The sequence below is a fragment of the Bacteroidales bacterium genome, assembly GCA_022647615.1.
Classification (GTDB): Bacteria; Bacteroidota; Bacteroidia; order Bacteroidales; family UBA932; genus Egerieousia.
The window spans coordinates 1328205-1344004 of sequence record JALCKZ010000001.1 but is presented as its reverse complement, the minus strand read 5'-3'; the positions used below and the strand labels follow the sequence as shown (position 1 = coordinate 1344004).

General features: G+C 37.0%; 14 protein-coding genes and 1 pseudogene. 4 read left to right on the top strand and 11 right to left on the bottom strand.

Translation table 11 applies throughout. From position 1 onward, the window contains the following. Positions 1–51 precede the first annotated feature (51 nt). The 9 genes and pseudogenes from LKM37_05855 to LKM37_05815 form a co-directional block, all read right to left on the bottom strand. Positions 52–86: pseudogene (locus LKM37_05855) on the bottom strand (hypothetical protein). Positions 87–343: 257 nt separating this feature from the next. Then, entirely contained in the window at positions 344–1402 is a 1059-nt protein-coding gene (locus LKM37_05850; protein ID MCI1720523.1) for a glycosyltransferase family 2 protein, read from the bottom strand. 40 nt (positions 1403–1442) lie between these two features. Continuing rightward, positions 1443–2357: an NAD(P)-dependent oxidoreductase gene (locus LKM37_05845; protein ID MCI1720522.1), complete on the bottom strand. Its 915-nt coding sequence runs from the start codon at positions 2355–2357 to the stop codon at positions 1443–1445. A gap of 1 nt (position 2358) precedes the next feature. Then, positions 2359–3129, bottom strand: coding sequence for a glucose-1-phosphate cytidylyltransferase (gene rfbF / locus LKM37_05840; GenBank protein ID MCI1720521.1), 771 nt, complete (start codon positions 3127–3129; stop codon positions 2359–2361). Positions 3130–3183: 54 nt separating this feature from the next. After that, the gene (locus LKM37_05835) at positions 3184–3720 is read right to left on the bottom strand and encodes a dTDP-4-dehydrorhamnose 3,5-epimerase family protein (GenBank protein ID MCI1720520.1); all 537 of its coding nucleotides are present in this window, start codon (positions 3718–3720) and stop codon (positions 3184–3186) included. 9 nt (positions 3721–3729) lie between these two features. Next, on the bottom strand, positions 3730–4809 hold the full coding sequence (gene rfbG, locus LKM37_05830) for a CDP-glucose 4,6-dehydratase (protein MCI1720519.1): 1080 nt from the start codon (positions 4807–4809) through the stop codon (positions 3730–3732). Between the two features lie 32 nt (positions 4810–4841). Beyond that, positions 4842–6212 (bottom strand): lipopolysaccharide biosynthesis protein RfbH, encoded by a 1371-nt coding sequence (gene rfbH / locus LKM37_05825; protein ID MCI1720518.1) that lies wholly within the window; start codon positions 6210–6212, stop codon positions 4842–4844. After that, positions 6212–7072 (bottom strand): glycosyltransferase family 2 protein, encoded by an 861-nt coding sequence (locus LKM37_05820; GenBank protein ID MCI1720517.1) that lies wholly within the window; start codon positions 7070–7072, stop codon positions 6212–6214. Before LKM37_05820 ends, rfbH begins: the two co-directional genes overlap by 1 nt. Before the next feature lie 13 nt (positions 7073–7085). Further along, positions 7086–9182, bottom strand: a complete 2097-nt coding sequence (locus LKM37_05815) for an SP_1767 family glycosyltransferase (protein ID MCI1720516.1) — start codon at positions 9180–9182, stop codon at positions 7086–7088. A 105-nt stretch (positions 9183–9287) separates the two neighbouring features. Here LKM37_05815 and LKM37_05810 point away from each other — a divergent pair, with 105 nt between their 5' ends. The 4 genes from LKM37_05810 (at position 9288) to LKM37_05795 (ending at position 13983) form a co-directional block, all read left to right on the top strand. Further along, positions 9288–10721 (top strand): MBOAT family protein, encoded by a 1434-nt coding sequence (locus LKM37_05810; GenBank protein ID MCI1720515.1) that lies wholly within the window; start codon positions 9288–9290, stop codon positions 10719–10721. After that, positions 10684–11628 carry a DUF1574 domain-containing protein gene (locus LKM37_05805; GenBank protein MCI1720514.1) on the top strand — a complete coding sequence of 315 codons (945 nt, stop codon included), beginning with the start codon at positions 10684–10686 and terminating at the stop codon, positions 11626–11628. Before LKM37_05810 ends, LKM37_05805 begins: the two co-directional genes overlap by 38 nt. A gap of 136 nt (positions 11629–11764) precedes the next feature. Continuing rightward, positions 11765–13051, top strand: a complete 1287-nt coding sequence (locus tag LKM37_05800) for an MBOAT family protein (GenBank protein ID MCI1720513.1) — start codon at positions 11765–11767, stop codon at positions 13049–13051. A gap of 11 nt (positions 13052–13062) precedes the next feature. Next, a complete protein-coding gene (locus LKM37_05795) occupies positions 13063–13983 on the top strand; it encodes a hypothetical protein (GenBank protein ID MCI1720512.1) in 921 nt (306 codons plus the stop codon). Positions 13984–13996: 13 nt separating this feature from the next. On the opposite strand, the gene LKM37_05790 is transcribed toward LKM37_05795, so the two are convergent. Together LKM37_05790 and LKM37_05785 are read right to left on the bottom strand one after the other, a co-directional pair. Then, entirely contained in the window at positions 13997–14641 is a 645-nt protein-coding gene (locus tag LKM37_05790; protein ID MCI1720511.1) for a NeuD/PglB/VioB family sugar acetyltransferase, read from the bottom strand. Positions 14642–14647: 6 nt separating this feature from the next. Continuing rightward, positions 14648–15799 (bottom strand): glycosyltransferase family 2 protein, encoded by a 1152-nt coding sequence (locus LKM37_05785; GenBank protein MCI1720510.1) that lies wholly within the window; start codon positions 15797–15799, stop codon positions 14648–14650. Between the last annotated feature and the right edge of the window lies 1 nt (position 15800).

Below are 15800 nucleotides of genomic sequence, written 5' to 3'. Positions count from 1 at the left end.
ATTCCAAACACTAAAGAGCCGTTTCCAACAATAACATTATCACCTATTTTTACCGGACCAACTATTGTAACACCGCTTGTAATCATTGAGTTATTTCCAATTATAACATCCCCTACGCCGTTATTAATTGTTGTCCATGACTCAACTATGGAACGATTCCCAAGAACAAATTTTTTAGACGGAATCAAATCAAGACGAGCGCTGTGCCTTATCACAGAACCACGCCCTCTCTTAATAAAAAAAGGATTCACAAACACTCTCGCCCACCATCTTGGACGGCAAGTAAGCTCATTAGTAAGAAGCCAATGAATAAATTTCTTTAATTTTGGTTTGTCGTCTAACATTATCTAATTCCTCCAAAATATCTGGACAAAGCAAAGGCTGTCATTTTTCTTACTCTTGCATAAGTATATGAAAGCTTGCAATATACGTTGTGTATTTTCTTTGCTTTCCCCTTTAAAATTTCTTTTGCAAAATCTCTATCCTGAATTCCGTAAACTCTCATTTCATAACCGCTCATTCTTCTTATTGCGTTGGCCTCAATCGTATTATCAAAGAAATCAGAATCACGCCCTCTCACTCTTTCCATTGCAAGCTGGAAGTAATAATCATTTACAATAGAAACCTTGTAGGTCTCAGGATTGGCAGATTCATTTCTACCCATTCTATACCTGTAAATGAACCTGTTATAATCATATCCTTTAAATTTCTGACAAAAAATGGCGCAGAAAACATAATCTGATGTAGGATAAAATTCCTGATTGAAACCTCCCAAAGACTCAACTTTTTCCTTGTTAAACAAACATCCTATGCTGCGGGTTGGAAAGTAATAAGTAAAATCTCTTAGCCTCATCCTGCATATTCCACCTTTCAACTTATAATAAAATTTATCGGTCACATAAGTGCATTCATGCCCATCTACATCCATAATTGAATGACGAGAACTAAGCATGTCAATATCCGGCCTTTTTGCCACTACACCCATTACAGAAGAAAGATAATCTGGAGTGAGCATATCGTCATCATGGAGTATAGTAACCCACTTGGTTCTAGAGAGTTTGAAACATCTGTTCATGTTCCCAAACATACCCAGATTCTCAGCATTCTTGTAATACTTTAGTTTAGGGTTATCAATTGCACAAACAATTTTTTCAGTTTCAGTATCTCTCTCAGGGTCATTATCAACCACTACAACTTCATAGTTATCAAAATCTTTCTGAGCAAGTGCAGAATCAATTGCACATTTAATAAACTCTGGCCTCTTGTAGGTAGGGATAGCAATAGTCACAGCAGGGGCAACAGATGAGATATCCCCTTTAACTAACAAAGAGTTAACACCTTCATCTTTTGCAAATGAATCTACGTACTTAAAAAAATCTGTTTTATCATTTACTTTTCCCATAAAGTAAAGATTTATAAATTAAATACTTATAGCCCGATAATCAGTTTCTATTCAGACCTGCATCTGCCTTAAAAATTTCCATACCACTGTGCATATCTATTTTTGCCATCCACCCAAGAACATCTTTATTCTTCTTAACCGGGGCAATGGCATGCATAATATCAAACTTTCTATATGGAAGTCCTCCCCAATTTGCATTAATTTTTTTACCAAAAACTTCCTCCATAATCTGCGCAACCTCTCTAATACTGTGACCCTCACCTGTTCCAAGATGAAATTCCTCAAAAGGATTGTTCAGCAAATCAATCTTCTGCAATAAATTCAAATAAAAATCGGCAATATCGTCTACATGAATAAAATCTAGCACCTGCTCTCCCTTGCTGAATGCAACTTGCTCTTTGGCGTCCATTGCATCTACCATATAATCAATAACTTTCTTATAGTCATTTTTTCTGCCGTAAGGAGAATAAAGAATAATATTTATCCATTTTCTTCCAGACAGATTTGTAAAATACTGGATTATAGACCTTTCTGCCGTTTTAGTTGCAGAGTAAAGATTTGCCGGGAAATATTTGCCGTCACCATAAAGGAATTCAGTGAACGTCCCGGTATTTACAAAATACTTGCAATCAGTATCTTGGAGAGCAACCAAAAGCTCTGTCGTGAAAAGTAAATTACTGTTCACCAAATTTACAGCAGTAGAATCATCATACTTGGTGGAGAAAAAAGCCGCCAGATGAATTACAATATCAGCATTGAAATTTTTAACTTCATCTTTCCAGCTCTCATCCTGCAAAGAGATGATTCTTAAATCTATATCTCCAAACAAACGATGCGCTTTCTCCTCATTTCTCACAAGCAACGCAATGTCCTTAACTCCATTATTGTGTAAATAAGGAATCAAGGTTTTACCGACAAAACCTGTTGCGCCCGTTATGAGAATTTTCTTATCCATATTACCAAACTTTCCAAGGGGCCTTCTCCTCATCCCACATTTTATTCAGCTCATTATTGTCTCTCAAAGTATCCATTGGTTTCCAGAAACCACTATGCTTGTACGCATGCATCTGATGTTCAGCCACTATCCTTTGCATAGGCTCTCTCTCAAACATCTCGCTGTCTCCCTGCAAGTAGTTGAACACTTGAGGTTCGCACACAAAGAACCCTGCGTTTATCCATGTACCGGAGGCGGCAGGTTTCTCCATAAAGCTCTGCACGTTTCCGTTATCTTCAATGTCCAAAACGCCCAATCTTCCCGCAGGCTGGTACGCAGTAAGCGACAGATATTTGCCACTTTTATTGTGCTCTTCTATTGTCTTCTTAATATCTATATTTCCTACGCCATCTCCGTATGTAAGAAGAAACCGCTCGTTTCCAATGTACTTCTGAATTCTTTTAACACGTCCGCCCGTCATTGTATTTACTCCGGTATCAACCATCGTAACTTTCCAATTTTCTGAGTGATTATCTAAAATCTCAACGCTATTATCAGCCAGATTAACAGTCATATCGCAGTTATGGCGGAAGTAGTTTGCAAAGTACTCCTTAATGACATATTGCTTGTATCCGCAGCATATAACAAAATCATTTATTCCATAATGGCTATAAATTTTCATGATATGCCAAATGATTGGTTTTCCGCCAATTTCAACCATCGGCTTTGGGATTACATTAGTAACCTCACTCAATCTTGTTCCAAAACCGCCTGCCAGAATTACTGCTTTCATATAGCTTAGATTTTAATTATCAAAGTGTTCTCGCAAATATACTTCAAATCTGCGTTAAAACGGAGAATTAAAGTTCTCCAAATCCTCAAAGGTCAAATCTCTTCCGGAGACAATAGGATTCTCAACACCCCAGTCAAAACCAATGGATTTCTGAGATATTCCACTGTCGTGAGCTGGAGAATAGCAAGAAGTCTGCGCATAATTTACAATGCTCCCATCCTCCAATGACAAAAACCCATGAGCAAAACCCCTTGGTATATAGAGATATCTGCCCGCATTATTATCCAGCTCAACTGAGAAACACTTCCCGTATGTTGCAGATTTTTTCCTAATATCTACACACACATCCTTAATGTGTCCCCTGCTCACCCACACTAATTTCACATGGTCAGCCGGAGGGGTCTGAAAATGCATCCCTCTTATCACATTCTTTTGAGAGACAGAATAATATATCTCCTTAAAATCTACATCCAGCCAGTTCTGCTTAAAAAAATCCGCATTAAAGAGTTTTTGGAATCCGCCTCTATTATCTTGGAAATTAACCGTTTCCAAAACTAATAATCCGTCAAAAGAAGTCTTTATGATATTCATATCCTCAATTTATTTACAACCGGAGAATTCATCTATCTGCTTCAAACACAGCTCATAAACATTTTCTTCCCGATAGTTTTTATACCAATCCACAGTCGCTTTCACGCACTCATTTAAGTTCCATCTGGGAGACCAGCCAAGCTGTGTCTTTGCTTTAGCGATATCTAGCATAAGCATGTTTGCCTCATGCAATGCTCCAGGCACGGAGGCATCTTTAAGTTCGCCTTTTCCATAGTATTCAACAACTTTGGATGCCACATCCCACACAGTTGCAACGCCGTGATTCTCAGGGCCGAAATTGTATGCACTACAATATGCTTTAGGCTCCTCATACATTTTCTTTGCAAGCAGCATATATCCGGAAAGCGGCTCAAGAACATGTTGCCAAGGTCTTACTGCTTTTGGTGAACGTATCTCTATTACATTGTTATTCTCAATTGCTCTAATGCAGTCCGGAATAATTCTGTCCTTTGCCCAATCTCCTCCGCCAATTACATTGCCCGCTCTCACACTTGCAATGCTCTTATGATGAGAGGAATAACTATCGGGATTAAAAAAACTTCTCCTCCAGCTGGAAATTGCAATCTCTGCAGCACCTTTGCTAGATGAATAAGGATCATAACCTCCAAGAGGGTCAGACTCTTTGTAACCTATTGACTGTTCCTTGTTTTCATAACATTTGTCTGTTGTAATCATCACTCCAACCCTCACACTATCAGTTGCTCTGATGGCCTCCATTATGTTGATGGTACCCATCACGTTAGTCATATAAGTTTCAACAGGTATTTCATAACTTAATCTTACAAGCGGCTGGGCTGCAAGGTGAAACACAATTTCCGGAGAATACTTGCGGAAAATTTCTTTCATCAGAGCTCCGTCATTTATATCTCCACGCAAATCAACAATCTTACCTTTCAATCCGCTTAGCACATAATTGTCCTTATCAGAATATGGTTCCTGTGCCACTCCAATAACCTCAGCACCAAGAGAGTGCAGCCATATAGAAAGCCAAGAACCCTTAAACCCTGTGTGGCCTGTCACAAGGACTCTCTTGCCCTTGTAGAATCCGTTAAAAATATCACTGCCCATAATCTGATAATTAATTATTAATACTATTCACGCTATTTCCGCTTAATATCACAGAACTCTCTGATTGACTTTATCATCCAATCCAGCATTGGTTTCCTCATCCCCGGATAAACTCCAATCCAGAAAGTGTTGTTCATAATAAAATCTGTATTCCTCAACTCTCCAACCACTCTGTAAAATTGATTTTTTCCTTTGGACTCTTTATCCAAATTGATAAATGCAGGATGGCGCAACAGATTGCCTGCAAACAAGTTGCGCGTTTGTATTTTTCTCTCTTCCAAAAACTTTGTAAGCTCATTGCGTGTAAAACCTGCATTCTCTTTTACTGAAATCAAAAAACCAAACCAGCTTGGGTTGGAATTCTTTTGAGGGACTGGAAGGACTAAGCCTTTTGTCCCTTTCAGGCCATCCAGGATGTATTGGAAATTCTTTCTGCGCGTTGCCACAATCTTATCCAGCTTCTTAAGCTGCGCGCACCCTATTGCAGCCTGCATATCCGTGATTTTCAGATTATAGCCAAGATGAGAATAGACATATTTATGGTCATATCCCAATGGAAGTTCACCATATTGCTTGGTAAATCTTTGCCCGCAGGTATTGTCTTTTCCGCTTGGGCACCAGCAATCACGCCCCCAATCTCTATATGAGTTTATCAATCTATGCAACAGGGGATTGTTTGTATAAACAGCACCTCCTTCACCCATAGTCATGTGATGAGGAGGATAGAAACTGCTTGTTCCTATGTCACCAATTGTGCCGGTCTTACACTCTTTTCCTTTAATCTTGTATGTGCTTCCAAGGGCATCACAATTATCTTCTACAAGCCATAAATTATGCTTGTCACAAAATGCCTTAACCGCTTGCAAATTAAATGGATTGCCAAGAGAATGCGCAATCATCACAGCCTTGGTTTTAGGCGAGTATGCCTTTTCCAGCTGTGCAACATCTATATCATATTCCGGTACTGTAACATCAACAAAAACCGGGACGGCTCCATATTGAATTATTGGAGTTACAGTTGTTGGGAATGCACAAGCAACCGTTATAACCTCATCGCCTTTTTTTATCTGCCTTTCCTTAAGTTCAGGTGCCGTTAATGCGGTAAACGCAAGCAAGTTTGCAGAAGAACCTGAATTAGTAACGCTGCAGAATCTCACTCCAAGCCATTTGGCAAACTCGCTTTCAAACTTCTGGGTCCAAGGTCCTTGCGTAAGCCAAAAGTCCAAAGATGAATCCACCAAATTCACCATCTCTTTCTCATCATAGTATCTCCCGCCATAGTGAATATAACTTTTGCCCGGAATAAACTTATCCTTTGAAGAAGATGTTTTATAATATTCTTTTACAAGAGAAAGTATCTTATCCCTCAAACAATCTGGTGTATTCTTCTGATTAGTCTTCATTATTTATTAAGATTAGAACTGTCGTCATCATAATGGTTTGTAGATGTAAAATAGTAGGATATGTTTTTAAGATGTCTCTTAAGTCTATGAATCAACGCATCGTTTAAAGTTCCATCCTTTGACATAGTTCTCCATCCTGTCATGACAAGCGTCTTTTTATTGTGCACAAAAATGACTTTACCCAACTCCTTCAATCTCAAGACTAAAGAACCATCTTCTCCGCTTTTTATATCTCTTCTGAAACCAAATCTTTTTGCGTATTCAGTAACAAGAACAAGTGTCATACCCCTAACTGCCAATTCGGGCCTTTTATGAGAAAGAGCATTTAAATGAATGTTCCTCAGAATTTCGTAAAACTTCATACCCATTCTTGACACTCCCTCTCTTGGAAGAAAGTCCCATTTTGCACATGCGGCAACTGCCTTATCGTCAGCCACTAATGCGTCCACCATGGTTTCAATATATTTTGGAGGATACATCGTATCACCATCCATACAAACATAATATTTGCCTCTGGATATTTCCAAAGCCGCCTGCCTGGAAGCTCCTGCAGTATGATGGTCTGTTACAAGCAAAGGCTCTAAACCGCAATCCCTATAAACTTGGACCGAATTGTCTGTAGAATCATTATCAACTCCAATAATTTCAACGGGATACTTACATTGCATTTCAGATACTGACCAAAGATTGGAAAGTAAATTCTCCCCTTCATTATGCGCAATCATCACAACAGATACAACAGGCTTGTCACTCTGAAGCTTTAAAATCTTTGATTTAATTTCTTCAGCTATCTGCTTATACTCAGAAGTATATGGCTTGCCATACACAGTCGCATACTTTGAATACCACTTCTCTTTCATATCGTTTTTAGTATTATTTTTTCTCTCCCAATACTTCATCAAATAATTCAATCCATTGCCCGGCTATATTTTTAATAGAATATTTTTCAGCCGTCTTCCTTGCATTTGCCCCCATCTCCTTTCTCAAGTTTTCATCCAACATTAATGATGACAACTTACTGCAAAAGACATCCTGGTCCATAGATTTAATCAGGTAACCGTCTTTACCATCAGTAATTATATCAGCAGGCCCGGATGGACAGGCAAAAGATACGCTTGGCAATCCGCAAGCCATAGCCTCTATTATAACCATTCCAAAGCCCTCATATCTAGATGAAAGCACTTGTATAGAGGACTTGACAAACTCTTGGTTAACTTGTTCCGGAGTAATGGCGCCAAACAGTTTACAATGCTTTAGATTTAAATCTGATGCTATTTTTTTATAGAAATCTATTTCTCCGGGACCGTAAATGCATAGTTCCCAATCAGGAAATTTATTCTCAATTTTTTTCCAGATATTTAACAGGATATCAAAACCTTTCTGAGGCACATATCGGCCAATAGCAATTACTCTCTTAGCAGAACAATTGCTAACCCTCTCAGGCAAAAAAGGTATAGGGTCCGGAATAACTGCCACATTATTAAGCTCTTTCCAATGTTTAGCATCTTCTTCAGACAAAGTGATGAACTTTGACAGCTTTCTAAGTTTAGAAACTAAGGTTCTGTTCCATAGATTTGGAATAATTTTGTTATACAAAATAGAAGGCCCGCTGTCATAAGGGGAAGTGTCAAATCTCCTAAGGTTGCTCTTGTTTATATGCAACTCCGCAATCTTCTTGCTCCCATCATGGATGCCAGTAATAAAATTAATCTCTCTCCTCATACAAGAGACAGTAATATCAGGCTTTATTGTAAAAAGGTATCGTTTTAACAAGTATCTGTATTTCACCTGCTTATTAACATAAAACAACACCTTCTTAAATATATTTGCGTCCCATAAATCTTCATATCTAATTCCAAGCTGAACAATGTGCACTTTTTTGGAAATATCATAATAAGGTTTCTTGTCCGGATTATCTGTAAGGATTATATACATTTCATATCCTAAATGCTCAGAAAAATAATTGCACTTTGTACTAACCACTCTCTCTATGCCTCCGGGCAAATAAATTTCAGGGGTACAATATGCAACAGTCCTAGGGCGCTTGAAAGGAATATCTTTAACACTAGCAATAATTTGAGACTTATACTTTGAATCAAAATTATCTTCATCGGTAACTACATTTCCACCAACAGCCTCATTGACAAACTTATGACTAATCTTTACCTTTCTTTTGGCTTTCATCCTCCACCACTCATATTCAATATCTATGTGGCCAATATCCATAGCCTGATAGCCTAACTTTGCCAGGTCATACGCAAGGCATGTAGCAGTCGGGCCTAAAGCCAAAAGAAACAAAGTATCTTTTGTTCCAAATTTTTTCGCAAGACCTATTAAATCATTATATCGCTCAAAGCCATCTGATGCAAGACCCAATATTCTTCTGATACTCTTAGCATTATCAAATAGGTCATTGCCGACTCCCAATCTGCTTTTCTCTCCCTCTATAAAAATTATATCTCTTCCATCCCAGATTCTTTTGACATCTTTAAACCAAGCCCCACATTTACTCTTATCGGCAAAATCGCTATATAATCTGGAAACAAAAGTATTATAGTATTGTTTATTTGGGTCAAGACATCTGGCCCACAAATAATCATAAAGATAAAAATGGCAAGTCCAAAACCGACGAGTCCTTCTGTTGTACCTCTTTAAATCTCTAAAAGTATCTGATAAACAGACAATATGATTAGGAAGATTACTTGTAAGCACCTCAGTTAATTTTTCAGACAGAGGCACACTGCCATGTTGAAAACCAATATTTTTCCAGGGCAGTGTAAGCAACACTTCTCCATCTCCAAACCTTGAGACAGAGCATTTGTCGTGAACGATTTTATCTACAGTTTCTTCAATTGACGCAATGTGAGGAACTATCTTATTGCGTTTTCCTAAGATATTCCAAAAAAAATTGTACCACTCTACAATTAAAACATATCTGACTTTCCCAATTATCCCTTTAAATTTATGCATAAGATTTTCAGTTTTGGGGATGAAGACTCCATTGTTACAAATATAGCCAATTTATTGTATTTTTGTCATATAAACGCTGAACGTATTAACCTAAAACTGTGAGAAATGCTCTTTAATTCAATAGCCTTTTTAGTATTCCTGCCGATTGTATTTATCTGCTACTGGTTTATCTTTAAAAAGTTAAACGCTCAGAACTTCTTTGTACTTGTTGCCAGTTATGTATTCTATGGCTGGTGGGACTGGAGATTCCTTGGGCTGATACTGCTTACAACATTTCTTAGTTATCTAAGTGGCTTGCTGATAGAGAAATATGAGGGTAAAAGAAATAAACAAAAACTGGTTAGCGCCGTCAATATAATTGTAAACCTTGGTATACTTGGTTTCTTCAAATACTTTAATTTCTTTGCTGAGAGCATGGCACAATTGCTTGGACTCTTTGGAGTTACGATGGATGCCATAACCGTAAAAGTAATCCTTCCGGTTGGCGTCAGTTTTTACACGTTCCAGGCATTAAGCTATTCTATAGACGTTTACAAAGGCAAGCTTGCAGCATCAAAGAGCTTTGTAAACTTTGCTGCATACCTTAGTTTCTTCCCTCAGCTGGTTGCAGGACCTATAGAGAGAGCAACCAACCTGCTGCCTCAGTTCCAAAAGGAAAGACACTTTGATTACAAAGATGCAGTTGACGGATGCAGGCACATGTTATGGGGATTTTTTAAAAAGATTGTTATTGCAGACAATTGCGCTATAACTGTAAATCAGATATTTGCAAATTGGCAAAACTGTGACGGGACTACACTTATCATTGGTGCATTTTTATTCACATTCCAGATATATGGAGATTTCTCAGGTTATTCAGACATTGCAATTGGCACTGCAAAATTGTTTGGAGTACAGTTGATGACAAACTTCAATCTGCCGTATTTTTCACGCAATCCAAGAGAGTTTTGGTCCAAGTGGCATATATCCCTAACATCTTGGTTTACAGACTATATATACATTCCACTAGGCGGCAATAGAAAGGGAACCGGCAGAACTATATTAAACTCCGCAATTGTATTTGCTCTTTGCGGCCTGTGGCATGGAGCAAACTGGACATTCGTAATGTGGGGACTTTATCATGCCTTTTTATTCTTGGTATTCATCCTTTTGGGAATCAACATAAAATACAAAACGATAGTTGCTCCGGGAAAGATACTTCCGTCAATAAAAGAATTCCTGCAAATGCTCATGACATTCTGCCTTGCCCTAATAGGATGGGTAATATTCAGAGCCACAACAGTCTCACAAGCATTTGGTTACATAGGCGGAATGTTTACTGCAAAACATGTGGCCGGACTGCCGATTGGAAAGAAATCTATCATCTTGGTTTTAGTGATGGTTATTATTGAGTGGCTTCAGAGAGACAAGAGGCACCCGCTTCAATTTGACGCATACATAAAAAACAGAGCTCTCCGCTGGGCAATCTATTACATTATGCTGATTGTGATAGTATTCTTGGGTGGCAAGAGCGCATCATTCATTTATTTCCAATTCTAACATGAAGAAATTTCTCAAAATATTTATTTATTTTCTCATCCCGATAGTTATTGCATCGGCATGTTTGGAAGTTTATATGAGACATATACCTAACTCATATAAATACAAAGATGAATGGATGAAGAAAAACGGGAATACAGTTGAAACACTGATACTTGGCAGCTCACATGCCTACTATGGAATCAACCCTGAATACCTTAGCAGCAAAGCATTTAACCTATCAAATGTGTCAGAAGATTTGGAGAGAGATAAGTTTGTACTGTATAAATATGCAGAACAAGAGAAAAATTTAAAGAATGTGATTCTAGTTCTATCCGATGACAACCTATTGTCAAACATGGATATAAGTGTAGAAAATTGGAGAATTGCCTACTACTCAATGTACATGGGCTACAATAAAAAGCCATTCGCTTTAGAAATAACAAACGCAAGGATGGCAGATAAATTAACGGCATACTTGCGTGGTGAAGATATGCGCGGTTGTAATAGATTAGGATTCGGGACTGCATATAAGTCTTCCAATAAGATTCCAATAACTGAATACTCCATAAACGAAGCTATAAAGAGACACACCATTCTTACCAAGGATGAGGTAATGGATACTACAAGATTGTTGGGAAATATTGGCTATTTAGATGATATTATCAATTTATGCAATAAGAAACATATCAGACTCTTCATTATTCAGCCACCTGTTACAAAAGAATACCGCAAAAAAATGCAAACAGCCCAATTAAATTTATACTATAAGATTATTGCAGAGAAACAGTTAACAAATAAACATATAACATTCTGTGATTATATTCAAAATCCAAGTTTTACAAACAACGACTTCTTTGATTGCGACCACCTATCAGATGTTGGTGCCGAAAAATTTAGTAAAATGATTGAAGTTAAAATACAATAAAAAAATACCCGTGTTTTTCAATTCATTTAAATTTTTTATTTTCTTTCCGATAGTATTTGCATTATACTATGCAATTCCTTGCAAGTGCATAAAAATAAGGAACATAGTACTGTTGGTTTCCAGTTACATCTTCTACATGAATTGGAAACCTGCATATGCGCTTGTTCTTCTTGAGACGACCGCGATTACCTACTTTCTTGCATTATATATAGAAAAAAAACACAAATTATCTACTGGAGTAATTACTCTGATAACCCTAATAATTGTTTTACCGTTAATCATATTTAAGTACTACAATTTCATCAATAGCACACTTTCTGGGATGTTGAACATGCTGGGTATGAGCTTCCATTTACAAGGTCTTAATATCGCGATCCCAATTGGTATATCATTTTTCACTTTTCAAACACTAGGCTATGTCTTTGATGTTTATTATAAAAAAGAAAAAGCTGAACACAATTTTCTAGACTATGCTCTATTTACATCATTCTTCCCCCAAATTATTTCTGGTCCTATTAGTAAATCGGGCAGCCTTTTACCTCAGATAAAGAATAACACCAAACCATTTAATGCTATTAAAGCCACCACAGGCATGAAATTATTTCTATGGGGTATGTTTATGAAAGTTGTTGTAGCTGACAGGTTGGGGATTTATGTTGACTTTGTATATAGTAGTTTCATGCACCAAACAGGTTTGACATGCCTATTTGCAAGCATACTATACACAATACAAATATATAGCGACTTTGGAGGATACTCCCTAATGGCAATAGGAGTCGGAAAGGTGCTAGGGTTTGACATTATTAACAACTTTAACAGACCATATTTTTCAGTCAGCATTACTGATTTTTGGAGAAGATGGCATATCTCGTTATCTACATGGTTGAAAGACTATGTTTACATTCCTCTTGGTGGGAACAGATGCAGTAAGCTACGCTGTTATAATAATATATTTATAACATTTTTGGTTAGTGGAATTTGGCACGGGGCAAACTGGACTTTTATTATATGGGGCATTCTACATGGGATTGCGCAAATCGTAGAAAAATTTTGGGGAATACAAAAATGCACCTATGGCGGTTGGATAAAGGTATTTAGGATTGTCATAACATTTATAATTGTGAATTTTGCTTGGATATTCTTCCGTTTGCCAACTCTAAAAGGTGCGCTTCAAGTTATCAATAGAGTATTTACAGACACTTCGTTTCATATATACTGGGACAAGGCAACATTAACATATGGTCTTGGCAGTGTTATCATACTCTTCATAAATGATTACTTTCTTGAGTTCTACCCAAATAAAATATTACTATTCAATAACAGGCACACATACGTTAGATGGTCCGCATACCTAGCAGTCTTGTTTGCAATCTTATTATTTGGCGTTCTTAATACCGGTAATTTTATTTATGCAAGTTTTTAATTAATCGAATAATGAAAAAATTTTGCACCACATTGGTATATATACTATTAATTGCCATTGTTATAGATATTATTAATGGTTTAATTCTAAATAAACTTATCTCAAATTCTAAGGGAGGAGAGATATTCAGAATGAACAAGATAATGGACAAGACAAATGAGGACATTCTTATTTTTGGATCCTCTAGGGCACTTTTCCACTATGATCCAGACGTAATAAAAGATTCACTCCATATGTCTTGTTACAATTGCGGACTTAGGGGGCAAGGGATAATTTGTTTTTATGGAATATATAAGAGTATAGAAAAAAGGTATAATCCAAAATTAATTATATACGATTTTTTCCCAGAATATGATTTGGAAAAGGCTAACAACGATATATATATATCACCATTATTGACATACTATAATGAACCAGAGATAAAAGAAATTGTTAACTCTGTTGACCCATTAAGCAGGGTTAAAATGTTAAGTAGCTCATATAAGTACAATTCAAAAACACTTATGATTCTCAATTCCGCTTTTTTACAAATAGATGACCCAAATGACAATGGTTTTGTGAGATGCCAAGGCTACTCCGACAGCACTTTAAAAAGAGAACCTGCTGCTATAGACACTAAAAAAAATAATATAGATACATTAAAAGTTTACTATTTGAAGAAACTGATAATAGACACTCGTGGAAAATCAAAACTAATTTTTGTAATTTCTCCGCATTTCGCTTCTAACGACAATAACTACGATAAGTCTATTGAAATATTCAAGAGAATTTGTACAGCATACGATATACCAGTAATAGATCACTATGACGATGCTTCATTTCACAAAGCAACATTTTTTTCAGATCCTGTACATTTAAATGAGAATGGTGCTAATGCTTTCTCACATGTTATCGCATCAGAGCTGAAACATTATTACAGAGCATATAAATAACATGTTTTAATTTCTATTTCTGATACTTCAAAATTTTAGCCGGGACACCAGCAACAACAGCATTAGCAGGAACATCTTTAATCACTACAGCGCCAGCCCCAATCAAGCAATTTTCGCCAAGCTCCGAAACGCCTGTCATTATCGTAGCCCCAATTCCCACGTAAACATATTTGTGAGCCGTAATACGTGTTCCAAAATTAACACCAGTGGACAAAAATGTGCCTTCCTCTAGCAATGAATGATGCGCGACAGTGCCATTTACACTAAGCATGACGAAATCACGTATTTCACATAAAGGCATTATAGTAGTCCCCGGCAAAACATAAATGCCATGTTCACCAATTTTGGCATCGCGTGAGCAATTTGCTTTAGGATGAATGAAATTAGGAACTTTATATCCAAGAGAGATTGCGTTTTGTAAAAATTTTACTCTTGCGATATTGTTGCCAATTGGGCAATACACTGATTCAGCATTGATTTTATCTTTCCATATCGGTAGTGTTGAGATAGTACCCAAAACAGGTATTCCATTGATAGAAATTCCCTGCAATTCAGGAGTATCATCTAAAAAACCAACGATATTCACACCACACTCTTTTAAATAAGATAAATACACCTGACCATATTTACCAGCACCTAATATTAAACTTTTCATCATGATATTTTAATGTTCAGTATGGATAAATTTTTTATTGACACCTCTTGTCCTAAATAAATTGGCAAACATCATTAAGCCAAGCAGAGGCACCGATCCAATTGCCTTTTTAAAATCCTCATTAACAAGCCTGTCTGGAATACCAAATGCAAAGGTAAATCCTAACAAGAAAAGGAGGAGCCACCACTTTAGGCTATAGCCAATGTAAAAGACTGTTAATACAGCAGTTATGAGCCCAACGAAGCCTAGCAAAATAACCCTTGGGGGTTGGCTCCATTGGAATATTTTATTAGCATAATCAAAGTTTCCACTAAAAATAGCACTGGGAAACTCTCCAATAGATTTTGCAAAAATCCCGAACTGAGATGCAATCCATCTCCTCCTTTGCGAATAAAAAGATGAACTTTTACTAACTTTTTGATCATACACATATGTTTCACTCAAAAAGTCAACAAACATTCTGTCCTTGCAAAGCAGCCTTTCTAATTCCTTATCCTCTCCGGCAGACTCCAACTTCTTCACATTATCACGGAACCAACTGTACTTGAATGCCATACCAGAGCCAATCAGATTGGCAGAAAAACCTACTGCAACTTGACCTTTTCTAAAAATTGCATTATTTATCTCCTCACTGCAGGCATCTAAGATTGCAACTGGTGTATCAGTATTCTTTGCAATTCTGTGAGCTTGAACAACTTCCATTCCATTGTCAAAGGCATCCGCAATGTCTTGCAAAAACGTTTTCTCAATAATATTATCGGCATCAAGAACTACTGCAATGTCAAAATCTATTTTTATTTGCTCAACTGCATATTTAAGCGCCGCAGCTTTGGAACTGTGTTCAAAATTTGGAATAATAACTGCTATCGGGAGCTTTGATAATCTATCTACAACGTCATTACCCATATGATCCGCTATTACAATTACTTCAAATAAGTCTTTAGGATATTCCTGAGCAAGAACTTGTTGGACACATTCTTCAATAACGTTATCTTCTTTGTACGCGGGGATAAAAGCTGCTATCTTATAATTTTTTGTAGCTCTAGAATATTTCTCATGGCCTGCCTTTAAAGAGAAAAGTGCAAAAAAGAAAACATATAAAACAGATATTCCAAGCAGAATAAAAAGTATAATGTCAATAATATGTAAATACGCAGGCATA

Bases quoted from the DNA above. Each gene is read 5' to 3' on its own strand.
- LKM37_05835 (MCI1720520.1), bottom strand. From the start codon at position 3,720: ATGAATATCATAAAGACTTCTTTTGACGGATTATTAGTTTTGGAAACG.
- rfbH (MCI1720518.1), bottom strand. From the start codon at position 6,212: ATGAAGACTAATCAGAAGAATACACCAGATTGTTTGAGGGATAAGATA.
- LKM37_05810 (MCI1720515.1), top strand. From the start codon at position 9,288: ATGCTCTTTAATTCAATAGCCTTTTTAGTATTCCTGCCGATTGTATTT.
- LKM37_05820 (MCI1720517.1), bottom strand. From the start codon at position 7,072: ATGAAAGAGAAGTGGTATTCAAAGTATGCGACTGTGTATGGCAAGCCA.
- rfbF (MCI1720521.1), bottom strand. From the start codon at position 3,129: ATGAAAGCAGTAATTCTGGCAGGCGGTTTTGGAACAAGATTGAGTGAG.
- LKM37_05795 (MCI1720512.1), top strand. From the start codon at position 13,063: ATGAAAAAATTTTGCACCACATTGGTATATATACTATTAATTGCCATT.
- LKM37_05785 (MCI1720510.1), bottom strand. From the start codon at position 15,799: ATGCCTGCGTATTTACATATTATTGACATTATACTTTTTATTCTGCTT.
- LKM37_05790 (MCI1720511.1), bottom strand. From the start codon at position 14,641: ATGATGAAAAGTTTAATATTAGGTGCTGGTAAATATGGTCAGGTGTAT.
- LKM37_05815 (MCI1720516.1), bottom strand. From the start codon at position 9,182: ATGCATAAATTTAAAGGGATAATTGGGAAAGTCAGATATGTTTTAATT.
- LKM37_05845 (MCI1720522.1), bottom strand. From the start codon at position 2,357: ATGGATAAGAAAATTCTCATAACGGGCGCAACAGGTTTTGTCGGTAAA.
- rfbG (MCI1720519.1), bottom strand. From the start codon at position 4,809: ATGGGCAGTGATATTTTTAACGGATTCTACAAGGGCAAGAGAGTCCTT.
- LKM37_05850 (MCI1720523.1), bottom strand. From the start codon at position 1,402: ATGGGAAAAGTAAATGATAAAACAGATTTTTTTAAGTACGTAGATTCA.
- LKM37_05800 (MCI1720513.1), top strand. From the start codon at position 11,765: ATGAATTGGAAACCTGCATATGCGCTTGTTCTTCTTGAGACGACCGCG.